We start from the raw sequence: 23,452 nt of genomic DNA, 5'->3' as shown, positions 1-23,452 counted from the left end.
GCGGGTCAGCGCTCGGCAAGTGAGTGGTCACCGGTTCTCCTCTGCGGTGGTCGGGGTGGTCGGCACCTGATCGTCGTTGACGGCTGAATCATGTTCGCGGGCACCGACATACGGCCGCGTGGATGACGGGGCGGGTGGGGCGCCGCGCTCGTGCCCGGCCCGGAACGACGACAACATGCTACGGGTTTCCTCGGGCGAGCGCTCCGGAATCGGCGCACGATCCGGCCGCTGAGTGCCAGTGGCGTCCCGTCGCGATTCAGTGCTCGGCGCGGTGCCCGCGGAACGAGACTTCTTGTTGCGCTTCACAAGTCCGTTGCGCGTGGTGCGCGGGCCTTGGGTCGCACTGTCCGCGCCGTTGTATCCGCGCGGCTGTTCTCCGGTTTCGTAAATGCGCCACATGGTGCCGGTATCGATCGTCGATCGTTCAGTGGTCTCCGCGGGCGGCGGGGACGAGGGCGGTGGGGACGAAAGGAATTGGGCGTACGCACCGGTCGCCGGTCCGGAGTCGGACGGCGCCGCATGCGCGGGGCCCGCCGGCCGCTGTGGCGGCGCGGGGTTGCGCGGCATCTCGTGACGCGGCGAGGTGTAGTCCTGACGCGGCGCGTCCATGCCGCCACGACCGGTCCCGTTGCGATCCGGCGCGTTGTAGTCCGGACCGCCCCGCTGCGGCGACCCGTGTGCGGGGCCGCCGAAGTTGGACGTATTCGGTTCCGGCGCAACAGGTGCCGCCGGACCGCCGAAGACCGCCGACATCGTCTGGCTGGTGGTCTCGGAGGGTGGCGTCTCCCTCGACTCGGAATCGGCGCCCCAGCTCCGCTCGACGCCCCTGTCGGAAATCTTGCCACGGCCGCCACCCTGTGCCCGCTGATCCGGTTCTTGCGCAAGCAATTCCAGCGGCAGCGCGAGCCGTCCGACGATGCCACTGACCGGTGAGACGTTGAGCTCGACCGCGATGCCGAGCCGCTCGGCCAGGCGACCGACCACGTAGTGGCCGAGGTAGCGGGTCGGCGCGACGATGAAGTCCTGCTCACCGCGCAGCCTGGCGTTCGACTGGGCGAGCTGGTCGGGCGGCATGCCGACACCGTGGTCAACGACCGCGAGCAGGTACCCCTGCGGCACCCGGCGACCGTAGATCTCGACCTCGAGATCCGGTGGCGAGAAGGCGAGACCGTTCTCGATCAACTCGGCGAGCATATGCGCGAGCTCACTGACCACCGCGCCGACGATCAGCACATCGTCCACCCGGCGCAGCACCACGCGGCGGTAGTCGTCGACCTCGGACAGACCGGCGCGGATGACGTCGCTCAGCGCGATCGGCTGCGCCCAGCGGCGCGGGCTCGCCTCGCCGACGAGGACGAGCAGGCTTTCGGCGTTGCGGCGCATGCGAGTCGCGAGGTGGTCGAGCTCGAACAGGTTGGACAGACCCTTGGGGTCGAGTTCCTCGCGCTCGAATTCGCTGATCAGGCCGAGCTGGCGGCGCACCAGGTTCTGGTTGCGGCGAGCCAGGTTGGCCATCGACTCCGTGGTGTTGCGGCGGACCAGCGCCTGCTGCGAGGCGAGCTCGAAGGCGGTGGTCTGGACACGGTCCAGCGCGCCCGCCACGGCGGCGATTTCGACACTGGACCCGGCGGGCGGCCGCACCGGCATCGGCGGTTCCGGACGACTGTCGTCGGCGTGCGTCCACGCGTCGATGACCTGGGGTAGTCGGCGCGACGCCACGTCGTCGGCCTCGCCTGCCAGCGCGGCAAGCGGGCGGACGATGGCGCGCACCGAGGTGATCACCAGCACGATCATCGCGACGATGGCGACGGCCGCACCGACGAGGAACGCGATCAGCTTGGTCAACGCGGCGGTGCGCAGATCGTCGGCGCGCGCCTGCACGTCGTCGCCAACCACCTTCTGCACCTCGCCCAGATCGTCGATGGCGCTCGACATCTGCGACCACCAGCCCATCGGGTCCACCTCGCGGACCAGTGGTCCGTCGGCGGAGGCGATCGCGTAGGTCTCCGACGTCTCGGCCTTGGTGGCGTTGTCGCTGTTCAACGCGCCGTTGAGCTTGTCCTGCTGGTTCTTGGTCGCGTAGCGGGAGAACGCGGCGAACGCGGCGAGCTTGGTCGCGCGAATCTCCATGAACTGCACGTATTCACCGCCGTTGAAGCGGCCTGCGACGAAGACGCCGTTGAGGAAGCCTCGCTCCTTGTCGACCTCTTCCTTGGCGGCACCGAGCGCGTACAGCGCCTGCAGTCCGCGCTGGATCTGCGGGTCGCGGGCCTGGTCGAGGCCGAGCGGAAGGCGGTTCAGCGCGGCGACAGCATCGGTGTAGAACTGGAACACCACCTGCCTGCTGATGCGGCCCGAGTCGACCTGGGCGCGGGTGTTGGACAGCAGGTTCAGCTGGCCGAGCGCCGCGCGGACCTGCTCGGCGCCCGGCGCGTCGGCCGCCGCGGCCGCGGTCAGCGTGGCCAGTGCCGAGTCGAGCTTGGCTCGCTGTTCCACCAGCGGCTGCCGCAGCCGGTTTTCACCACCGAGCAGACCGTTGCTCAGACCGAGCTCGCGCTGGATCTGATTGTTCAGCTCCTGCACATTCAGCGCGAGCGAGACGGCCTTCACCGTCTCGTTCGACTCCCGGTAGTCCGCGAACTCACGGAAGACGTTCACGCCGAGCAGCGCGAGCACCAATACCAGGGCGAGGGCAAGAATTCGAGTCAGCTGGCCGCCGATGGTGCGCGGCCGGACAATTGCCGAGATTGTGCCGCTCGACAACTCATTATCAGCACGGGAAACCAGAGGGTTGAGATCCGGTGTGTCCCCGGGCTTTTGTTGCCGTGAACGTGAACGCACCAACCTGCTACTCCTCCGAAAAGCCGGCCGTGACAGCTCTCACGACGAGCGCACGGGAAAGTCTCCGAGCAAAATCCCATACCCCTGGTCCTGCGTCAACTCGAGCACCCCCGTCCCAGCACTTTGTTCATTCTTTTCAACCTCAGCTGAAACCTCTTGCTACCAACCGGCCAGTTTGTGACCGATCGGTTGCGCTACGACTCAATGCATCCCAGCTCAGGCAGGCCATCGCGGAGCACAGCGGCGCACCGGGTATGCACACTCGAAATCTTGGGCCGCAAGCGGTTCCACCCCCCTGGATTTGACACGAGAACGGCCCGCCCACTCTTGCGAGCGAACGGGCCGGACAACAATCAGCAACCGAATGGCGACCGATCAGCTAGTAGTTTTGTGCACGACTACACATCACCGAGGATCGCGAGTACCTGCTCCGAGGTGTAGAACGGTTCCAGCCGCTCCCGAATCAGCTTGGCCAGCACGCCATTCCGCTTCGCGCCCTCGATCACGGCCGGACCGTAGCGCAGAATCTCGGTGGTGATATCGGCGGCGTTCAGTCCGAGCTCGGGCAGCATGGCGCCCAACGTGTAATCGCCGTACTTGGTGAAGAACACCTCGACGCATTCGGCGACGAGCAGGCCGAAATATTCCTTCTCCCTGGTGGTGATCGCGATTTCGTAGCAGATCAGCACCAACTCGTTCAGGTCCTTCTGCGACAGGTAATCGCGCAGGCCGCTGACGGGCTCGTCGGCATGCAGGTCCCAGAATTCCATCGCGGCGTCGTGCACCGGGGCGTCGCGCAGCATCTCGCGGATCGCGTTGTTGGTGCGCTTGAGCGCGAAAACCGCACCCTTGCCTGCCATGTCGCCGATGAAGGTGCTCTCGGTCGCCTTCTTGGCGGTCTTGGCCGCCGACTGACCCATGGAAATCAGCGAGGAGACGCCGGGGATCTTTCCGGCGATCTGCTTGTTCGCCTCCATGAAATCGGAGATCAACTTGTCGACGAACTTCGACGCGACGGTCGCGACCAGCGGGCTCTCGGTGAGCCGGTCCAGGATGCGCTCCTGGGCCTGATGCATGCCGAAGATCTTCTCCAACAACGCTTCTACCGGTTCCCGGTCGACCACCTGACCGAGCGTGTAGTCGTTGTTGGCCGCGATGTTGTCGTAGATCGAATCGGCGAAGACCCCGACCATGTCGGCGATCACCGGGCTGCCGCCGATCTGATCGATGATCGTCGCGACGGTCTGCTTGGCCTGATCGATCTCGACGATGTCGCGGAAGATCAGCGTGTCGGCGACGCCGAGCACCGATTCGACGTCGCGGGCCACCACCTCCGCGAAGCGGTCACCGGTGACCTCGGCCAGTACGAATTCCACCTGAGCATCGAGTAGTCGTTCGGCAATCTCACGCGGCTCGGTCATCGCCGGTTCCACCCTCACAGTCGTAGTACGGTGCGCCCGGCCGGGTTACGGCCCGCTTGTCTCGGAGTCGTTGCCGTGCATCGACTTCCGTATCCGATCCAGGCGCTCACGCGCGGCCTTCTCGCGCGCGTCCCATTGCTCGTCGACGCTGCGGCCCGCCGGGGTCTGCTTGTCGAGCTCGCCCATACCCTGTGCGGTGCCGAAGCGCTGCTCGACCTTATCGCGAACTGACCCCCAAGTAGGGACTCCGGACGGTGAATATCCGGCTGTCTCAGTCGGTGCGGGGATACCGGTCGGAGGTACCGGTACCGCCGGTACCGGAGAAACCCCTCCGACCTGCCCGGATACGTCATGCACCGGGGCGGCGTCATGCACCGACGTCGGCATCGTGGCAGGAGTCACACCCGGCGGACCTCCCGCATCAGCTGCCTCGGCGACCCCGAGCAGGGCCGCGTGCACAGTCTCGAATCCAGGCCGCCCCGCGGTCGCCACCAGCAGCACGCCGACCAGTTCGCGGTCCGCCAGCGCCGCCAATCGCGCCGCGATCTCGCTGTTTTCCGTCATACCGCCAGGCTACGCAGCGGCAGGCGGCGTGGGAGCCGCTCCGCGTTACGGCTGGACGACCGCGCGCGCCCAGTCACGCACCAGCTCGAACCAGGCCGCCCCGCCGACGATGATCAGATCGTTGTGCCCGCCGCCGGGGAACACCTTCAGCTGCTTCGGTTCTCGCGCGGCGGCATACAGGCGCTCGGCCTGCCGCAACGGCAGGAGTTCGTCCTGATCGCCGTGCATGATCAAGATCGGGACCCGCAGGGTGCGGATCCGGCGCTCGTTCGGATAGGCATCGGGGACGAACGGGCGCGGCAGGAACGGGTAGACCGCACGCGCGGCGTCGCGCAGGCCGGAGAACGTGGACATCAACATGAGTCCGGCGGGCGGATGGACCGTCGCGAGCTCCGTCATGACACCGCCGCCGAGCGACTTCCCCAGGTACAGCACGTGATTCGGATCGACGCCTGGTTGTTCGAGCAGCGCGCGCCGCGCCGCCCTGGCATCGAGGTAGGTGCCGTGTTCGGTGGGTCGTCCGGTGCTGCGGCCGTAGCCGCGGTAGTCGAACGCGAGCACATCGAAACCCGCCTCGATCAGCAGCGCGAACAGCCCGATCCGATCGCCGATATTGCCCGCGTTGCCGTGCGCGAACAGGATGTGCCCGACCGAGTTCGGCGCGGGCAGCCACCACGCGTGCAGCGTCTCACCGTCGGCCGTGCTGATCGACAGGTCCGTGTAGGCCAAGCCGAGCAGGTCAGGCGTCTGCACGACCTGCCGGTCCGGCATGTAGGTCAGCGCGTTGAGGATCGGGTGCGCGGGGTGTCGCATGTACATGTTCATACTCGCTTCGCTGCCACCTGGTCACCCGACCCGGCCGACAGCGAGTCCACCGGGTACAGCAGCGCTACCTGTTGTGGGCTATGCGCGGCACGGTGGCCGGCCTAGCCGTGCAAGATGGCGCCCACTGGTACCGCGGCCGCTCGGCGCCACCAGATGTCCGCACGCCCCACGCCAGCTCTGACTGCCGTGGGGCGCATGGACTCGGTCTGGTTCAGCGCGGCGGTGTACTAGCCGCGCAGAACTGCGCCCACCGCGTCCGCTGCCGCGGCTACGGCGGCGTCCCGGGCAGCGCTCGCCTCGTCCTCGGTCAGCGTGCGATCCGTCGCACGGAAGCGCAGCGCGTAGGTCAGGGACTTGCGGCCCTCGCCTGCCTGAGCGCCCTCGTAGACGTCGAACAGCGCGATGTCCTCGAGCAGTTCGCCGCCGCCGGTGCGCAGCGCCGACTCGACGGACGCGGCAGGAGTGGCCTTCTCGACGCTGACCGAGACGTCCTGCAGCACCGCGGGGAACGGGGAAATCGTTGGGGCAGGAAGGGATTCACGCAACGGCAGCGCATCCAGGTCGAGCTCGACGGCGCAGGTGCGCGGCGGCAGCCCTGACCGTTCCAGCACGGCGGGGTGCAGTTCGCCCGCGTAGCCGACGACCGTGCCGTCCACCACGAGCTCGGCGCAGCGACCCGGATGCCAGGGCAGGTGCGCGACCGGGCGGCGCTCGATGGTGACGCCCGCCGCGTCGGCCACCACATCGGCGAGGGCGAACGCGTCGGCGGCCTCGGCCACCCGGCCCTGACCCCACGGCCCACGCGGTTCGCGACGACCGGTGAGCACCGCGGCCACGTGCACCGGCTGAGCGGGCAGCGAGTCGAGCAGCTCGGCGATCTGGTCATCGGTGGGCCGACGATCGACCGGAAGTGCCTCGACCGGGCGCACGTTCGCGCCGGGCAGCACCACCTGTGCGATGCCGTAGATGGTCAGGTCGCGCGCACCGCGAGAGATGTTGCGGGCGGCCACTTCCAGCAGCCCTGGCAGCAGCGTGGTGGCCAGCTCGGCCCGCTCGACGTCGAGCGGGTTCAGCACCCGGGTGGTGGTCCGGCGCGGATCGTCGGCCTCCAGGCCCCAGGTGTCGAAGACACCGGCGGGCAGGAAGACCGGCGCGGGCACCTCGACGGCGCCGACGAAGGCCAGCGCCCGGCTCACCGCACGGCGGCGGCGCTGGGTCGCGGTGAGACCGCGGCCGGCAGGCGCGGTGGGCAGGACGGACGGGATCTGCTCCAGTCCTTCCAGCCGCAGCACCTCTTCGACCAGATCCGCGGGCTGCGCCAGGTCGGGACGCCAGCTCGGCGGGGTGACCACCAGCTGGCCGTGCCCGGTGCTCTCGTCGACGGCGACCTCGACGGTGCAGCCGATCTGCGCGAGCCTGCGTGCGGACGTACCGGTCGGGTAGACCACGCCTGCGACGCGGTCGGCGAGGTCGATGTCCATCCGGATCGGCGCAACGGGCGGCACCGGGACTCGGACGTCGGAGAGTGCGGATTCGACGGTGCCACCGGTAATTTCGGCAAGCAGGGCGGCGGCACGATCCAGCCCGATCACGTTGATCTCCGGATCGACCACCCGCTCGTAGCGCTTGCCCGCCTCGGACACCAGTTTGTGCCTGCGCGAGGTGCGGTAGACGAGCAGCGGGTTCCAGGTGGCCGCCTCCAGCAGGATGTCGGTCGACTCCGGGCTGACCTCGGTGCTCGCGCCACCCATCACACCGGCCAGCGAGATGACACCCGAATCATCGGCGATCACCACATCTTCGGCGTCGAGGGTGCGCTCGACCTCGTCGAGGGTGCGCAGTGTCTCGCCCTTGTTGGCGGCGCGAACCACCAAGCCGCCGTTCACTTTCGCGGCGTCGAAGGCGTGCAGCGGCTGGCCGAGCTCGAGCATCACGTAGTTGGTGACGTCGACGGCGGGCGAGATCGGGCGCACGCCCGACAGCAGCAGCCTGCGCTGCAACCACCAGGGGCTCACCGCATTCGGGTCGATACCGGTGACGCGGCGGGCCGCGAAACGGGTGCACTTCGACTCGGGTTCCAGGCGGATCGACCAGGCGTCCTGCTCGGCATCCGGCAGGGTGCGCACGGCGGGATCGGCGTAGTCCAGGTCGAAGCCGCAGGCGAGTTCGCGGCCGAGGCCGCGCACCGAGAAGCAGTAGCCGCGGTCGGGGGTGATGTTGAGCTCGATGACCGTATCGTCCAGGCCGAGCAGCTCATTGGCGTCGGTGCCCGGTTCGGCGGTGCCCGGCTCGAGCACCAGGATGCCCGAATGGTCCTTGCCGATACCGAGTTCGGCGACCGAGCAGATCATGCCGTTGGAGACATGGCCGTAGGTCTTGCGCGAGGTAATGGTGAAACCACCGGGCAGCACACCACCGGGCAGCACGACGACCACCAGGTCGCCGACCGCGAAATTGGTGGCGCCACAGACGATTTCCTGCAGCTCGGGGTTGCCGACGTCGACCTTGCAGAAGCGGATCGGCTTCTTGAACTCGGTCAGCTCGGTGATCTCGGCGACACGGCCGACGACGAGCGGCTTCTCGATGTCACCGCCCACTGGCTCGAGCTTGTCGACCTCTTCGACCTCGAGCCCGACCCGGACGAACCCCGCGTCGAGCTCCTCCGGCGTCACCGACCAGCCGGGGTTGGTGCGCTGGATGATGTCGGTCAGCCAGGACTGCGCTACTCGCACTTGACGTTTCGCTCTCTCGATCGAAGGGTGGGGGTCAGGACCGGACGCCGAACGGCAACGTGAAACGCACGTCGCCCTCGACGATGTCTCGCATGTCCGGGATGCCGTTGCGGAACTGCAGCGTCCGCTCCAGGCCCATGCCGAACGCGAACCCGCTGTAGACCTCGGGATCGATCCCGCTGGCGATCAGCACCTTCGGGTTCACCATGCCGCAGCCGCCCCACTCGACCCAGCCTGCGCCGCCCTTCTTGCCGGGGAACCAGACGTCGACCTCGGCGGAGGGCTCGGTGAACGGAAAGTAGTTGGGGCGCATCCTGGTTCGCGTATCCGGCCCGAACAGCGCCCGCGCGAACGCGTCCAGCGTGCCGCGCAGGTGCGCCATGGTCAGGCCCTTGTCCACCGCGAGCCCCTCCACCTGGGAGAAGACCGGGGTATGTGTGGCGTCGAGCTCGTCGGTGCGGAAGGTGCGACCGGGGCAGACCACGTAGATCGGCAGGTCCCGCTCCAGCAGCGACCGCACCTGCACCGGGGAGGTGTGCGTGCGCAGCACCTGGCGCGAGCCTTCCGGCGCGATATGGAAGGTGTCCTGCATGGTGCGCGCCGGATGATCGGGCAGGAAGTTCAGCGCGTCGAAGTTGAAGTGTTCGGTCTCGACCTCGGGACCCTCGGCGACCTCCCAGCCCATCGCGACGAACACGTCGGCGACCTGCTCGGAGATGACGGAGATCGGGTGCCTGGCGCCGACCTGGTCGCGGCGGGCGGGCAGCGTCACATCGATCGCCTCGGCGACGAGAACGGCCGCGTCGCGCTCGGCCAGCAGCACCGCGCGGCGCGACTCGAACGCCTCGGACACCCTGGCCCGAGCTACGTTGACGCGCTTGCCCGCGTCGGCCTTCTCCGTCTTCGGGATGCTGCCCAGTGCGCGTTGCGCCAGCGCCAGCGGAGCCTTGCCGCCGAGATGCTCGGTTTTCGCGACCGCGAGCGCGTCCAGGTCGGCGGCAGCGGCAAACGCCTTCTCGGCGGCCGCCGCCGCAGCGGCCAGTGCCTCCTCGGTCAGCGTCGCGTTCTGCTCGACTGCGTCGTTGTCGTCGGCCACGATGGTTCGACTCTCCCCTGGGGATCGGTTCGTGGGCACGGCTCATTCCCTGCCCACATTGCTGCTGGTGGAATCCTATTGGATGCCCGATACCCGGTTCACCCGGATTCCCCGTGCAGCGCCGAACCCATGCTGCCCTGGCATAACGCACGCAGAGTTGCGACGACGGCCACACCTGTCACTGTTTGCGGGATGCGTGCTTGCGCCGTTACGTGACGAATACAGCCCTGCCCGGGATGCGCGATCCGGGCAGGGCTGTCTCGCACCACGGAGCGCTGCCCGGATCCCCACCACCCGGCAGCACCCACCCGCACACTCAGCGCGGCGCTGCGCCGGGCGACGGGAGCAACAGGGCGAGGACGGCACCGACGGCGACGATCGCGGTGCCGACCCAGAGGGCAGGCACCAGCCCGTCGACATAGTGCTGCGGGCTGAGATACGAACCGTGCGCGGCGAATACGGACGCGAGGACCGCCACACCCATCGCGACACCGACCTCCCGCACCGTGCTGTTGGTGCCAGAGGCCATCGCCCGGTCATCCGGCGCGGCACTGGCCAGCACCACGGTGGTCGTGGGCGCGAACGTCAAGCCCATGCCGATTCCGGCGAGCAGGAACGGCGCGACCAACGCGCCGTAGTCGACGTCGATCGTGGTGAGCGCGGCCATCCACCCCAGCCCGACGGCCAGCAGAACCTGCCCGGTTACCAGCAGCGCGCGGGCGCCGACGCGGTCGACGAGCAGGCCGGCGATCGGGGCGGCCACCATCGGCGCCAAGGTCCACGGCATGGTGCGCAGGCCCGCCGCGAGCGGGTCGTCACCGCGCACGACCTGGAAATACTGTGCCAGCAGGAACACCGCACCGTAGACACCCACCGAAAACGTGAAGGTCGTCGCATTACTGACGCTGTAGGCACGCGAACGGAACAGCCGCAGCGGCAACATCGGATCCGGCGTTCGCAGTTCCCACGCGACCAGCCCGGCCAGCAACACCGCGCCGCCGAGCAAACCGCCCAGCACCGTGGCGGACAGCCAGCCGTCCTCCGCGCCGTGGATCACGCCCCACACCACCGCGAGCACACCGCCCGCCGACAACACCAGGCCGAGCGGGTCGAGCCGCTTGCTTCTGCCGTATGACTCCCGCAACACCCTGGCCACGAACGGCAGCACCGCCAGGCCGATCGGCACGTTCAGCCAGAAGATCCACTGCCAGCTCAAGCCTTTCACCACAGCGCCGCCGACGAGCGGGCCTACCGCGACCCCCAATCCTGCTATGCCACTCCAGATTCCGATCGCCGCGTTGCGCAGCCGTTCGGGCACCGCAGTCGACAGCAACGCCACGGACAACGGCATTACGCCCGCGGCGCCGACGCCCTGCACAGCCCTGGCGGTGATCAACATCCACGGCTCGGTGGCCAGTGCGCAGGCTGCCGACGCCACCGTGAACAGCAGGATGCCCGCCAGGTAGACGCGGCGCCGACCGAGCCGGTCACCGAGTGCCGAGACGGTGAGCAGCAACGCGGCGAAGGACAGCGTGTAGGCGTTGATGAACCACTGCAGGTCGGCCAGCGAGGCGCCGAGTTCGGTGCGGATCACGGGGAGTGCGTTGGTCACCACCAGGTTGTCGAGCGTGACCATGAAGGTCGGGATCCCGACGGCGGCGAGCACTGCGGCGATGGCGCGTCCGCCGGTCGATGGCGCGACCGTCGCCGCGGCGGCGGGCTCGAGGGTTTCGGTCATGTCCAGCCTTAGTTGTAATTGACTGATAACTAATGACCGGAAGAGTATGCATCGACTGATAACATGTCAATCCATAGCGAGTTTGTCAGCGAACGGAGTGGCCGAGATGGCGAGTTCGACCAGGGTCAGAATGACCGCGACCGAACGAGGCGAGCAGGTGTTGCACGCGGCCGTCTCCGCCTTCGCCGAATCCGGCTACGTAGCCACCCGCACCGATGAAATCGCCAGGCGCGCAGGCGTTTCCCAGCCCTACGTGATCCGGCTGTTCGGCACCAAGCAGCAGTTGTTCATCGCCGCGGTCCACCGGGTGTGTGATCGGATCGAGGAGATCTTCCGGTCGGCGCGCGCGGAGGCGGCAGCAGACGCGACGCCCGAGGAGGCGCTGCTCGCACTCGGCCGCGGATACAACGTCTTCCTGACCGAACGGGAGCTGCTTCAGGTGTTCCTGCACGGCTTCGCGGCAAGCGCGGACCCGGTGATCGGCAACGAGGTGCGCGACCGATTCGGCCTGGTCTACCAGCTGATCGGCGACCTGACGGGTGCCTCACGGTTAGAGGTTCGGCGCTTTCTCTCCACCGGCATGCTGCTCACGGTGATGAGCGCGATGCAGGTGGCTGGACCGGACGCGGTGCCCGCGCCGTGGGCGACCGAGATCATGGCGGATCTGCAGGCCAACGGCGACTGAGCGACACAGAGTCTTCGATCTTGAAGCGCCCACCCCGCGCGCCTTTCGTGTTCCCGCGCGCGTTCTCGCCCGGTGGATCATGCGCGAGAAACCAAAAGGTGCGCAGCGCAGAGTCTTTGATCTTGAAGCGCCCACCCGACTTGCCGGCGACCCCAACGGCTTAACTGCGAGGCATTTGGGAGTTAATCCGCGCGGGGACCTTTGGCGTGCCGGACGCGTGCGCCCGTGTAGAGGCAGATGGCTGCCGCAGCAGCGAGATTCAGGCTCTCGGCGCGGCCGTGAATGGGGATTCGGATGCGATGGTCGGCGCGCGCCGCAACGGCCGGAGCGAGGCCGTGTGCCTCGTTGCCGAAGAGCCAGGCGACCGGTCCGGTGAACAGCTCGTCGGCGTCGTCGAGGTCCACCTCGCCGTCGGCGGCGGTCGCCAGGATCGTGATGCCTGCGGCAGCAAGGGAATCCAGCGTTTCGGTGATGTCGCGGTGCCGCGCGATGGGCACATGGAACAGGCTGCCCGCACTGGCGCGCACGCATTTGCCGTTGTGCGGGTCGACGGTGTCCCCCGCCAGCACCACGCCGTCGGCGCCGACCGCGTCCGCCACCCGAATGAGGGTGCCCGCGTTGCCCGGTTCGGCGATCTCGACCGGAACGGCCAGCATGCGCGGCTGGCCGGCGAGCACGTCGGCCAGCGGCACGTCGATCAGCCCGCAGACCGCGACGAGCCCTGGTGCGGTGACCGTTTCGCCGAGCTGCTGCGCGGCGCGGTCGCTGACGAGCGTGGTACGCACCCCCATCCCGACAGCGCTCGCGACGAGTTCATGCTCTCTGGTCGCCGCATCCGCGGAGTAGAACAGCTCCTGCACGCGGCCGGTATCCAACGCGGCGGCAACGGAATTGGCACCCTCGGCGAGGAAGAGCCCGGTCTTGCGACGCTGTGCGCCGCGATGCAGCTTGACAGCCGAAACGACCCGCGGATTGCGGTAGTCGATGATTTCCGGGGTCGATGCCATGCCAGTGAAGCTACACGTCTGCGGGTGCCGAGAATCCTTCGCCTCGGATCAGCATTGCGAAAGCCTTCCCGGCAGTGGAACTACGGTCTCGAAACGAGAGTCGCCAATTGTTAGGCTACCGACAAGGAGGGGAAGCCTGCGAGATGAAATACACCCACGCAATCAGCGAGGCACTCCGAGCAGCACGTGACAAGCTGGCCAAGCTGACCGCCGAGGTACCCGATGTGTCAGAATCGAAACGAGAAGGAATTCGCGCTGCCGCCGGCGCATTCGACCATGACGATGTCATCCGAAATATGGTGCGCACCGATTCGATTGCCACCAAGCCTCTGAACGACACACAGGCCGATGCGTCGCCAACACCACACAACAGCGCACCGACCACTCCCGCGCAGCCCCTGGACCCGCAGGTGGACCTGTACCACCGCGTACTCGCGAACGTGACACCCGACAGCGTGCTGTTTGTCGAAAAGCTACTCGCGGAACTCGGCAAACAGGGGAACAGAGGTCACGTCTCGGCCGAAATACTGCGGGAGCTCACCGGAAAACAAGAACTCAATCGTATGACGAAGAATCTGAACGAGAGATTCAATGCAGAAGCAACACGAGACGAGCTGGCAGAACACCGAGCAGTAAGTGGCGGCTGGAGGCTTATCCTCAGCCACCAATTCGACGCAGGCCACAAGCGAGTAACAGACTACTCGCTGGCTAACGGGGCATTCGATCCACTCACGGCCGCGCTAGCCATGTTCAAAGGGTCCGGCTGAGTCGCTGGCAATACCGACAATACGGAAAATAGAACGACCCGCGGAGTGCGCTCGGCGAGCGCGTCCACGGGTCGTTCCGAAAGGTGTTCGTCAGTCACACGATCAGGCAGCCGGAGCGTTGACATCCTGCGGCAGCGCGGCCTTGGCGACCGCGACGAGACCCGCGAACGCCTCGGCGTCGGAGACGGCGAGCTCGGCGAGGATCTTGCGGTCCACCTCGACACCCGCGGCCTTCAGGCCCTGGATGAAACGGTTGTAGGTGATGTCGTTCAGACGCGCCGCGGCGTTGATGCGGGCGATCCAGAGCTTGCGGAAGTCACCCTTGCGCGCCCGGCGGTCCCGGTAGGCGTAGGTGAGCGAGTGCAGCTGCTGTTCCTTGGCCTTGCGGTACAGCCGCGAACGCTGGCCGCGGTAGCCCTTGGAGGCCTCGAGGATGGAACGACGCTTCTTCTGAGCGTTGACGGCCCTTTTGACGCGTGCCATGGGTCAGTCCTGTCGATCTAGGGGGCGCATGCGGGCACCCGGGGGTTGGTCGGTTGGTCGGCGTCCGGAATCCGGATCGCGGTTGCTTACTCGTGGCGAATGACGCAGGGTCATCGGCACTTTCGAGCGACTGGTGCGCAGTCGCTGCTGACCGTTTCGAGCGACCTGCAAGCAGTCGCTACGGTTGAAAGGTCTCTCAGAGACCGAGCAGCCTCTTCACGCGTGGGACGTCGACGGACGCGACGGCCTCCGTGCCATCCAGACGACGAGTCCGGCGGGTGGACTTGTGCTCGAGCAGGTGGCGACGGTTCGCCTGCTGACGCAGCAGCTTTCCTTTACCGGACACCTTGAATCGCTTCGAGGCGCCGCTGTGGCTCTTCATCTTCGGCATGGATTCCTCTAATCTGTCTCGTCCCGGCGGTCCTTACGGACCGCCGGCTCTGATCGGTATTACTGCGGCGGGGCGGCCTGCTCGGCCGGAGCCGCAGCGGGCGCGGTGTCTGCAGGCTCGGCGCTCTGCTGCGCAGCGGGCTGCTGCGGCCGCGGAGCCGAGGACTCCTGCTGAGCTTTCACCCGCGTCTTCGCACCCTTGTGTGGTGCGAGGACCATGGTCATATTGCGACCGTCCTGCTTGGCCGAGGTTTCGACGAACCCCAGGTCTGCGACGTCGGCGGCGAGCCGCTGCAGCAGCCGGTAACCCAGTTCGGGCCTCGACTGCTCACGTCCACGGAACATGATGGTCACTTTGACCTTCGAGCCTGCCTCGAGGAAGCGCATCACATGGCCCCTCTTGGTGGCGTAGTCGTGGTCGTCGATCTTGGGGCGGAGCTTCTGCTCCTTGATCACGGTCTGCACCTGGTTCTTCCGAGACTCACGCGCCTTCTGCGCCGTCTCGTACTTGAACTTGCCGTAGTCCATGATCTTGCAGACCGGCGGACGTGCATCCGGAGCGACCTCGACGAGATCGAGATCCGCCTCCATGGCGACGCGTAGTGCATCTTCAACACGCACGATCCCAACCTGCTCGCCGCTGGGTCCGATGAGTCGGACCTCGGGAACACGGATGCGATCGTTGATGCGGGTCTCAGTGCTGATGGGGCCTCCTAGGTCAAGCGGTGTCGTCAAGACGACCGCACGCAATAACTGCGAACCCCTGTTCAACACAAAAGCCCCGCAGCGGTATTCCGCTTCGGGGCCCGATGTCGACCGGTCAGCGCACGCGAAAGCTCACGCACGATCTTGCTCGCGCGATCCTCGTGAGAGAACCACGGCACAAGAAACCCGCCTCCGCAGAGGCGGGTGACCGGACCGTTTGACCTATACGATTGCTCGTCGGCAACGGTGGGAGTCGGGCTCCACTTATCAGCCCCAGGCTCGAAATCTTGGTAGAAGACACAACCAGGGGCGGTCGTCAGCGGAAAGTCTAACATTGCGCTTCGGCTATTACCGAATCCACCCTCGCCCGAGTTGCCGCGACACCCCGTGCCTGCCAGGCTCCAGCCATGCCCACTTCACGTCTCGACCTGCTGCGATGGCAATTCGACCTCACCTGGTCGCTCACCGAGCTGCACCTCGACGCGCTGCGTGTCGACGACTTCCTCTGGGCGCCCACCGACTCCTATTGGACGGTGCGCCTCTACGCCGACGGAGCGTGGCGGCCGGACTGGGCGGACATCGAGCCCGATCCGATTCCGCTGCCGACCATCGGCTGGTTGAGCTGGCATATCGGCTGGTGGTGGAGCGCGGCGATCGATCAGCTCGCGGGCCGGGCACCACGGGACCGCGCCGACGTGCACTGGCCCGGCGACGGTAGAGCCGCCGTGGCATGGCTGCGCGGGTTGCGCGACGGCTGGATTCGCACACTCGACGGGCTGACCGAGTCCGGCCTCGACAAGCCGTCGAGCTTTCCCTGGCCCGCCGACGCCAAGCTGACCGTGGCGCATCTGGTGAGCTGGGTGAACTCGGAGCTGATGAAGAACGTCGCGGAGATCGGCCAGCTGCGGCTGCTTCGTGGCGCCTCGCTAGCCTGACAGGCATGACTGAAGAGCTCGACAACTCCGTGCGCGAACTGGCCGACATCCCGGCGGTGGAGGTGATCAGCCGGGCCGCGGTGATGCTGATGAGCTCGGCTGCGGAGAAGCTCGGGCTCGCGGACGAGGATCCGGAGTCGAGTGCGAGGCGCGATTTGGACGAGGCGCGTCGGGTGATCACCGCGCTCGCCGGGCTGGTCACGGCGTCGGTCGAGTACCTCGGTCCGCATGCAGGACCGATCCGCGAGGGATTGCAGTCGTTGCAGCGGGCGTTCCGCGAGGCATCGGCGCACCCGGATGAGCCGGGCAAGGGGCCCGGTGAGAAGTACACCGGGCCCGTCTACTGATCAGGATTCGCTACCGAGAACGGTTGGGCGCGTTCGTCAATCGCGGAGGAAAGCGAGGACGGTGTCGGTTTGGCCGAGGATGGCGTGGCCGACTTCGGGGAGCACATGGACCGTGGCGCTGGGGACGCAGCGGCGGACACGCTCGGCGGTTTCTGCGGAGTCGAGCATGATGTCCTTGGCGCCGACGATGACCAGAACGGGCATGGTCAGGACGCGCAGCTTGTCGTCGGAGAAGATCGGGAGCCGCTCGGTGCGCGGCTTGTAGGTGGTGAAAGTCAGGACTATGTCGTCCAGCGCGGCCTTGGTCAGCGGGGTGTTCAGGCCCGTCACCATGCGCGCCGTGTGCCGTACGCCGCGACGCCCGAACATCCTCAGGAACAAGGCTTTCGGCAGCCAACCCATCGTCTGTTTGCCGATGCCGCTCGGGCACTGCAGGGCAAGCTTGGTCACCCGGCTCGGCCTGCGGGTCGCATAGTCCAGCGCCATCCAGCCGCCGAGCGAGCTGGCCACGATCGAAACATCGTCGAGGTCAAGAGCTTCCAGCACGTCGTCGAGCCACAGCGCGTATGCGTCGGAATCCAACGGCGGGCGCGACGGTGCGCTGCCGCCGGGCTCGCCGATGATGTCGACCATATACGTGCGGAAATGTGTTGCCCACGAGGCGATGTCGCCGCGCCAGTTGGCCGCGTTCCCACCCGAGCCGTGCAGGAGTACCACCGGCGGCGCGTCCTGCGGACCGCAGGCCAGGACGAAAGTTTCGCCCTCGCGAGTCGGCACCCGCACCCGTTCGGCGGGGATCGTCCAGGCGTCCAACAACTTTCGATAGTGCTGCTGGACCGCGTTCGCGCCCTGCTCAGACTTGTAGAGCGTGCGCATAGCGTTATCCCACGGTTGCGCGGCAATCGTGTCCGGTTGTGCTGCGCTCATCGTTGGCTCGCGACGGTCGTTCATGATGCGAGCACCCCTTCCAGGTAGTCGAACAGCCGAGCCGTATCGGCAAGGCCGCCAAGGACAATGACTTTCATGCGAGCCCGCTCCGCGTCGTAGACCGTCTGGATGCGCAACGGATCGTCGCCGGCCGACCGATTCGCCGCCGCGCCCATCAGCAAGCTGGTTACCCGATCCGCCATCTCGGGGGAGATCGCCTCGATCTGCACGATGCTCGACACCTCGCTGTGCCGCCGCCTCTCGACCGCTTCCCGCACGGGTGCAGGCACCGGCCGACCCGTGAAGGCCTCCAGGTCCTCATGCGCGATCCGGTACTGCTTCCCGATCCGGACCGCGTTGAGCCGCCCGTCGCGCACGTAGTTGCGAATCGTGCGCACGTGCAGCCCGAGGCGTTCGGCCACCTGTTCCACGGAGTAGAGGCGTTCGGTCATGAAGCTACCTTAAACTTCCCTATACGTCGATGCAATAGGGTTGTTTGTGGATAAATGAGGTATAGCGTGACGCGGGCAGCGAGCTAGCTCTGAACATGTCGGTCCGATACGGCAAGGTAAGACCCATGGCTACACGGATGGTTTTGGTTCCCGGTTTCTGGCTCGGCGCATGGGCCTGGGACGAGGTCGCAGACAACCTGCGCGCACGCGGCAACGAGGTACAGGCACTGACCCTCCCCGGCCTGGATCCGGCTGACCCCGACCGACTTTCGGCCACCTTGGCGGCTCAGGCCCAAGCCATCATCGACGCCGTCCCCGCAGGCGAAACCGCCGTGCTCGTCGCCCATTCCGGTGGCGCAGCCCCCGCCTACCTCGCCACCGACCGCGCACCGGACCGCTTCCACCGTGCGATCTACGTCGACTCCGCCCCGATCCCCAACGGCTACATCATCGACGCCACCCGCGCCGACGCAGGCCCCGAATGGCCGCTACCCGACTGGCCAGAACTCGAAGCCGCAGGCAACAGCCTCGTCGGCTTGGACGAGGCCGCTCTCGCCCGCTTCCGCGAACGCGCCGTCAGCGAACCGACCACCATCGCGTCCGGCCCCCTCGAACTCAGCGACTCCCCCGCCCGCTGGTCCATCCCCACCACCGTCATCTGCAACAGCATCACCACCGAAGAGGTCGAAAAGCTCCGCGACAGCGGCCAAGTCCCCGCCTTCACCGAACTCACCCACCTCACCGCCGACTACCTCGACCTCCCCACCGGCCACTGGCCCATGTGGTCCGAGCCCAACCAACTCGCCGACCTCCTCCACACCCTCACCAACCCCTGACCCGACCACCACCGCGCGCCGACGTTGACATCGGTTCCAACGACTGGCTGGCTGGTGTCAGTTCGTGCTGCGGAGATCCTCGATCCGCTGGCGGAGGTGGTCGAGGAGCTTGTCGGGGTCGTCGAAGTCGGCGGGGTCGATGGGCGCACCGAAATGGATGGTCACCTGTTGGTGGCGGTCGAAGGCGGGACCGTCGCCGCGGGTGCGTCGCATGGGTAGGACTCGATCGGTGCCGGTGGTGCCGACCGGAATGATCGGAACGCCAGTCGCCAGAGCCAGTTTCGCTACTCCCGGCTTGTACGGTTCCGATTCGCCCGGCGCAACCAGCCGCCCTTCCGGATAGATCAGCAGCACGCCGCCGTGCCGGAGGATCTGCTCAGCCTTCGAAAGCGCGGTCAGCCCCGACTCGCTGTCACGGCGCACCACCGGAATATGCCCGAGCCGCCGCACCAGCCACCCCACCACCGGCCAAGACCACAGCTCCGCCATCGCAATAGCAATAGCCCTGCGCCGCAACGCTCCCCACAGAAATACCGCGTCCAGCATCGAGATGTGGTTGCTCGCCACGATCACCGCCCCCGACTTCGGCACCTCCGCCCGCCCGAGCACGGTAACCCGCACAACCTTCGACCAAGCAAGCCCACGCAATACCCGACGCACCAGCTTCGTCGTCACCCACGCGCGCTTCCCAAGCCCCCTCGGCCGCCCCGATCCCTCGTCCATCGAACCCTCCCGCCGGCCCGAAACCAACCTCACCCCAACCCTACCCGCGCCCCACCCAGGTCCCCCCGCCCCAAACCCCCTCGACCCCACCCGATCTCCCATCCGGACCTCCCGCACCCGTCAACCCAGCCCACCCCGATCCCCACAACACCACAAGAGCCTTTCGACGCCACCCAATCCGCCCATCTCGCACCTTCCAGCACCCGTCAACACATCCCCGCTGGTGCGGAATCGAAACGTGCTCGCAGGTACCGACGGTGCACGGATCGCGGTTGGTTTCGTCGAGACGTGGGCGCGGATCACGGCGTGTGGCGTCGAAAGTCGCTCGGGGGCACGCCGGTGTGCGGTTCGCGATGAGCTGCACCGGAAGGCGTCCGCAGGCGAGGGCCACGCGGTGCGCGATGAGCAGCGCCGGAAAGCGTCCACAGGCGAGGGCCACCCGGTGCGCGATGAGCAACGCCGGAAAGCGTCCACAGGCGAGGGCCACCCGGTGCGCGATGAGCAACGCCGGAAAGCGTTCGGGGGCGAGGGCAGTGTGGATTGCGATGGGGTTGTGTCGAATCGCGTTCGGGGGTGCGGGCGGCGGATCGGGTGGTCGATAGGCGCCTTTGGCGTTGTTGGTGTGGGGATCGCGGCGGGCGGGGTTCCCCCAACTGAGGGAGGCGGAATTCCGACTCGCGGGCGACGTGGAGGGAGCGGTTGCTCCGTACCGTCAAAGGCGCTGGCAGGTCGCCTGCGTACCGCCAGCGGAATCCGATGTCCGACAACGTTATTCATCAGGAGGACTCGTGCTTTCCGCCTTTGTACCGGCTCTCCGGACCCCGGATCTGCGGCGGAAGATCCTCGGCACGCTTGGACTGCTCGTGCTGTATCGCCTCGGTGCGGCACTGCCGTCACCGGGAGTCGACTACCCGGCTGTGCGCACCTGCGTCGCGATTGCTTCCGGTGGCGAGTCGGCGGGCATCTATCAGCTCATCAATCTGTTCTCCGGCGGTGCGATGCTGCACCTTTCGGTGTTCGCGATCGGCATCACGCCCTACATCACAGCGGGCATCATCATTCAACTGCTGACCGTGGTGATCCCGCGGTTCGAGGAACTGCGCAAAGAAGGCCAGACCGGGCAGACCAAGATCACCCAGTACACCCGCTATCTGACGATGGCGTTGGCCGTCCTGCAGGGCTCGACGCTGGTGGCGTTGGCCGCGCGTCGACAACTGCTGCCCGGCTGTCCCGAGAGCATCCTCGCCGACACCTCCCTGTTCGGCATGATCGTACTGGTGCTGGTATTGACCGCAGGGGCGGCGCTGGTCATGTGGTTCGGCGAGCTGATCACCGAGCGTGGCATCGGAAATGGCATGTCGCTGTTGATTTTCGCCGGTATCGCCGCGCAGGCGCCGACTCAGGGCAAAGCGCTCCTGGACAGGAACGCGCTCCTGTTCGCGGGGGTGTGCGTCGCGGTGTTCGCGGTAATCGTCGGCGTGGTCTTCGTCGAGCAGGGGCAGCGGCGGATTCCGGTGCAGTACGCCAAGCGTGTGGTCGGGCGGAAGATGTACGGCGGTTCCTCGACGTACCTGCCGCTGAAGGTCAACCAGGCGGGCGTGATTCCGGTGATCTTCGCATCGTCGTTGCTGTACCTGCCGAACCTGCTCGCCCAGCTGACTCAACGCGATCCCGGACATCAGACCAGGTGGCAGGCGTGGATCCACCAATACCTGGTCAGCCCGACCAGCCCCGTGTACGTCACGATCTATTTCACCCTGATCGTGTTCTTCACCTACTTCTACGTCGCGATCACCGTCAACCCGCAGGAGCGCGCAGACGAGATGCGGAAGTTCGGCGGCTTCATCCCCGGCTACCGGCCAGGCAAACCCACCGCGGACTACCTGAATTATGTGCTCAGCCGGATCACCCTGCCCGGCGCCCTCTACCTCGGCGCGGTCGTGGTGCTGCCGAACTTGTTCCTCGGTGCGGGCACAGGCGGTGTCGCGCCGGGTCTCGCGTTCGGCGGGACCTCCGTGCTGATCGTGGTGAGCGTCGCCCTGGACACAGTCAAACAGCTCGAAAGCCAAGTGATGAACCGGAACTACGAAGGGTTCCTGCGCTGAACACCGCACGTCGCCGGTCCGCCTGCCCAGCGTCTGCCCTGGTGCCGGCGCGCGCAGCCTGCCGATAACGCTACCGTCGAACCTATGGCCAGGAACTCCTCCGCCCGCCCGTTGCTCCGAGTGGCGTCGTCCCTCGTGCTCGCCGTCACCGCCGCGACCTTGTCGATGAGCGGTGTGGCCAACGCGGCGACGCCGACCAGCGGCACCGTCGAAAAGCACCAGCCGCTGAACCATGCGGGCTCCCCGCCTGTTGGAGTCGAGAATCCTTCGGGCTCAACGATTTCCGTACTGCTCGCCGACGACCGAGTGGTCTTCCGCTCCGGCCTGCGTGCCGCCATCGCGACCCAGTCGGATCTCGAATGCGTGGCGGAGGTCGACCACGGTGCCGCCGCGATCCGGGAAATCGAACGGTTGCGTCCCGACGTCGCGCTGCTCGACCTCGACCTGCCCGGCCTAGACCGCCCAGCCGCCATCGACACCATCGCGGCGCTCGGCGGCGCCACCCGCATCCTCACCCTCACCTCCTCCGACACCGACGAAAACCTCTACCGCGCACTGTGTCTCGGCGCGTCGGGATTCCTCACCACCGCACTGCCGTCCGACGGCCTGATCTCAGCCATCCGCATGGCGGCCCGCGGCGACGCACTGATCGACCCGACCCTGACCCGCCGTCTCGTCACGCGGCTGACCACCGGGATCGACCCGTTCCCCACCGCACCGGAGGTGGCAACCCTCACCACCCGAGAACACCAGGTCCTGCTGCTGATCGCCAAGGCGTACACCAACCCGGAGATCGCAGACACGCTCGGCGTCGGCGAACAAACCGTCAAAACACACGTCTCCAACGTGCTCGCCAAACTCGGCGTCCGCGACCGAGTACACGCGGCGGTCTACGCCCACACCCGACGAATCGTCCCCCACACCCCCCACATCCTCCCGCCCCACACCATCACCGCACTACCAGCCACCCACCACGTCGACCCACTCCTCCGAATCAACCACGTCCCAGTCGACATCCACCCCAACCGCACCGAGGTCTAACCTCCACCGCACTCCCGCACTCCCGCACCCGCGCACCCGGTCACTCCCGCACACCCTGCGCCCGCGCACTGCCACACTCCCGCACCCGCGCACTCCCGCACCCTGCGCCCGCGCACACCTGCGCTCCGTTCACTCCGCACCCGTTCACTCCGCACCCGTTCACTCCGCACCCGCGCACTCCCGCACCCGCGCACACCCGCGCCCCGTTCACTCCGCACCCACTCACTCCCGCACCCGCGCACACCCGCACTGCCGTACTCCCGCACCCGCGCACCCTGCGCCCGCGCCCGCCGCACCCGCGCACCCCTGCGCCCCGTTCACTCCGGTACCCGCGCACCGCGACGCCCGAAGCCAACACTGATGAGCACAATGCTCCACCGAACTAACCCCGGCCCCTGAATCCGCACCCCTTCCGTGGATCCGCACCAGCTCTGGAGTTGGTCAGCTGATCACGGGGCACTGACGGCGGCATCACCCGAGAAGCCCCGCCACCAGTGCCCCCTCAGCACGAAACCACCACTTCTGATCCCACATACCGGGATCGCGGGACTACCCGAGACCAGCAACAGCGGGCTAGGCATGCCTCAGCACCGAAATCCACGCCCCTACTGCGCATCCGCACCGGTTCTGGAGTTGGCCGGTTGATCACGGGGCACTGGTGGCGGCATCACCCCGAGAAGCCCCCGCCACCAGTGCCCCCTCGACCATCAGCCGCGCCGTTGTGCTCCCAGATGCCGGGATCAGAGGTCTCCCCTAGGCCGGCACCCGCGGCGAGCCGTGCCTCAACACCGAAATCCGCACCCCTACTGCGCATTCCGCACCGGTTGTCGAG

At 67.1% G+C, this 23,452-nt stretch carries 21 protein-coding genes; 7 read left to right on the top strand and 14 right to left on the bottom strand.

All coding sequences use genetic code 11. The annotated features are described in order from the left end of the window. Nucleotides 1-27 precede the first annotated feature (27 nt). The 7 genes from NA11_RS36175 to NA11_RS36145 form a co-directional block, all read right to left on the bottom strand. Nucleotides 28-2,763 carry a nitrate- and nitrite sensing domain-containing protein gene (locus NA11_RS36175; protein ID WP_245746455.1) on the bottom strand — a complete coding sequence of 912 codons (2,736 nt, stop codon included), beginning with the start codon at nucleotides 2,761-2,763 and terminating at the stop codon, nucleotides 28-30. Between the two features lie 476 nt (nucleotides 2,764-3,239). Then, nucleotides 3,240-4,262, bottom strand: a complete 1,023-nt coding sequence (locus NA11_RS36170) for a hypothetical protein (protein WP_069166580.1) — start codon at nucleotides 4,260-4,262, stop codon at nucleotides 3,240-3,242. 45 nt (nucleotides 4,263-4,307) lie between these two features. Beyond that, the gene (locus tag NA11_RS46195; protein WP_174567783.1) at nucleotides 4,308-4,826 is read right to left on the bottom strand and encodes a PspA/IM30 family protein; all 519 of its coding nucleotides are present in this window, start codon (nucleotides 4,824-4,826) and stop codon (nucleotides 4,308-4,310) included. 45 nt (nucleotides 4,827-4,871) lie between these two features. After that, nucleotides 4,872-5,639 (bottom strand): alpha/beta hydrolase, encoded by a 768-nt coding sequence (locus NA11_RS36160; protein ID WP_069166596.1) that lies wholly within the window; start codon nucleotides 5,637-5,639, stop codon nucleotides 4,872-4,874. Between the two features lie 239 nt (nucleotides 5,640-5,878). Continuing rightward, complete coding sequence (pheT, locus tag NA11_RS36155) at nucleotides 5,879-8,383, bottom strand: phenylalanine--tRNA ligase subunit beta (protein WP_069166579.1); 2,505 nt, start codon at nucleotides 8,381-8,383, stop codon at nucleotides 5,879-5,881. Between the two features lie 34 nt (nucleotides 8,384-8,417). Next, nucleotides 8,418-9,479, bottom strand: a complete 1,062-nt coding sequence (gene pheS, locus NA11_RS36150) for a phenylalanine--tRNA ligase subunit alpha (protein WP_069166578.1) — start codon at nucleotides 9,477-9,479, stop codon at nucleotides 8,418-8,420. 316 nt (nucleotides 9,480-9,795) lie between these two features. Beyond that, on the bottom strand, nucleotides 9,796-11,217 hold the full coding sequence (locus NA11_RS36145; protein WP_069166577.1) for an MFS transporter: 1,422 nt from the start codon (nucleotides 11,215-11,217) through the stop codon (nucleotides 9,796-9,798). Between the two features lie 106 nt (nucleotides 11,218-11,323). On the opposite strand from NA11_RS36145, the gene NA11_RS36140 reads away from it, so the two are divergent. Beyond that, entirely contained in the window at nucleotides 11,324-11,902 is a 579-nt protein-coding gene (locus NA11_RS36140) for a TetR/AcrR family transcriptional regulator (RefSeq protein WP_069166595.1), read from the top strand. A 182-nt stretch (nucleotides 11,903-12,084) separates the two neighbouring features. Here the strand turns inward: NA11_RS36140 and NA11_RS36135 are convergent, their stop codons facing one another. Then, nucleotides 12,085-12,909: a TrmH family RNA methyltransferase gene (locus tag NA11_RS36135; RefSeq protein ID WP_069166576.1), complete on the bottom strand. Its 825-nt coding sequence runs from the start codon at nucleotides 12,907-12,909 to the stop codon at nucleotides 12,085-12,087. Nucleotides 12,910-13,052: 143 nt separating this feature from the next. Between NA11_RS36135 and NA11_RS36130 the strand changes: the two genes are divergently transcribed. Continuing rightward, on the top strand, nucleotides 13,053-13,676 hold the full coding sequence (locus tag NA11_RS36130; RefSeq protein ID WP_069166575.1) for a hypothetical protein: 624 nt from the start codon (nucleotides 13,053-13,055) through the stop codon (nucleotides 13,674-13,676). A 102-nt stretch (nucleotides 13,677-13,778) separates the two neighbouring features. Here NA11_RS36130 and rplT read toward each other — a convergent pair whose 3' ends face one another. From rplT to infC, 3 genes are all read right to left on the bottom strand, one after another. Continuing rightward, on the bottom strand, nucleotides 13,779-14,159 hold the full coding sequence (rplT, locus tag NA11_RS36125; RefSeq protein ID WP_014983432.1) for a 50S ribosomal protein L20: 381 nt from the start codon (nucleotides 14,157-14,159) through the stop codon (nucleotides 13,779-13,781). A gap of 196 nt (nucleotides 14,160-14,355) precedes the next feature. Further along, on the bottom strand, nucleotides 14,356-14,550 hold the full coding sequence (gene rpmI, locus NA11_RS36120; protein WP_014983431.1) for a 50S ribosomal protein L35: 195 nt from the start codon (nucleotides 14,548-14,550) through the stop codon (nucleotides 14,356-14,358). Between the two features lie 59 nt (nucleotides 14,551-14,609). Then, nucleotides 14,610-15,299 (bottom strand): translation initiation factor IF-3, encoded by a 690-nt coding sequence (gene infC / locus NA11_RS36115; protein WP_069166574.1) that lies wholly within the window; start codon nucleotides 15,297-15,299, stop codon nucleotides 14,610-14,612. Between the two features lie 362 nt (nucleotides 15,300-15,661). Here infC and NA11_RS36110 point away from each other — a divergent pair, with 362 nt between their 5' ends. After that, nucleotides 15,662-16,189: a DinB family protein gene (locus NA11_RS36110; protein WP_069166573.1), complete on the top strand. Its 528-nt coding sequence runs from the start codon at nucleotides 15,662-15,664 to the stop codon at nucleotides 16,187-16,189. 5 nt (nucleotides 16,190-16,194) lie between these two features. Next, nucleotides 16,195-16,536, top strand: coding sequence for a DUF1844 domain-containing protein (locus NA11_RS36105; RefSeq protein ID WP_069166572.1), 342 nt, complete (start codon nucleotides 16,195-16,197; stop codon nucleotides 16,534-16,536). A gap of 36 nt (nucleotides 16,537-16,572) precedes the next feature. On the opposite strand, the gene NA11_RS36100 is transcribed toward NA11_RS36105, so the two are convergent. Continuing rightward, on the bottom strand, nucleotides 16,573-17,487 hold the full coding sequence (locus tag NA11_RS36100) for an alpha/beta fold hydrolase (protein WP_245746454.1): 915 nt from the start codon (nucleotides 17,485-17,487) through the stop codon (nucleotides 16,573-16,575). Next, on the bottom strand, nucleotides 17,484-17,915 hold the full coding sequence (locus NA11_RS36095; RefSeq protein WP_069166571.1) for a helix-turn-helix domain-containing protein: 432 nt from the start codon (nucleotides 17,913-17,915) through the stop codon (nucleotides 17,484-17,486). The genes NA11_RS36100 and NA11_RS36095 overlap by 4 nt, the downstream gene beginning before the upstream one ends. 125 nt (nucleotides 17,916-18,040) lie before the next feature. Between NA11_RS36095 and NA11_RS36090 the strand changes: the two genes are divergently transcribed. Continuing rightward, nucleotides 18,041-18,751 (top strand): alpha/beta fold hydrolase, encoded by a 711-nt coding sequence (locus NA11_RS36090; RefSeq protein ID WP_069166570.1) that lies wholly within the window; start codon nucleotides 18,041-18,043, stop codon nucleotides 18,749-18,751. A 57-nt stretch (nucleotides 18,752-18,808) separates the two neighbouring features. Here NA11_RS36090 and NA11_RS36085 read toward each other — a convergent pair whose 3' ends face one another. Beyond that, nucleotides 18,809-19,426 (bottom strand): lysophospholipid acyltransferase family protein, encoded by a 618-nt coding sequence (locus NA11_RS36085; protein ID WP_245746453.1) that lies wholly within the window; start codon nucleotides 19,424-19,426, stop codon nucleotides 18,809-18,811. Between the two features lie 836 nt (nucleotides 19,427-20,262). On the opposite strand from NA11_RS36085, the gene secY reads away from it, so the two are divergent. Next, nucleotides 20,263-21,579: a preprotein translocase subunit SecY gene (secY, locus tag NA11_RS36080; RefSeq protein WP_069166568.1), complete on the top strand. Its 1,317-nt coding sequence runs from the start codon at nucleotides 20,263-20,265 to the stop codon at nucleotides 21,577-21,579. Between the two features lie 84 nt (nucleotides 21,580-21,663). Further along, nucleotides 21,664-22,620, top strand: coding sequence for a LuxR C-terminal-related transcriptional regulator (locus NA11_RS36075; RefSeq protein ID WP_245746450.1), 957 nt, complete (start codon nucleotides 21,664-21,666; stop codon nucleotides 22,618-22,620). Nucleotides 22,621-23,452 lie beyond the last annotated feature (832 nt).

The sequence above is a fragment of the Nocardia altamirensis NBRC 108246 genome, assembly GCF_001612685.1.
Taxonomy (GTDB): domain Bacteria; phylum Actinomycetota; class Actinomycetes; order Mycobacteriales; family Mycobacteriaceae; genus Nocardia; species Nocardia altamirensis.
This window is presented reverse-complemented; position numbering and strand designations above follow the sequence as displayed.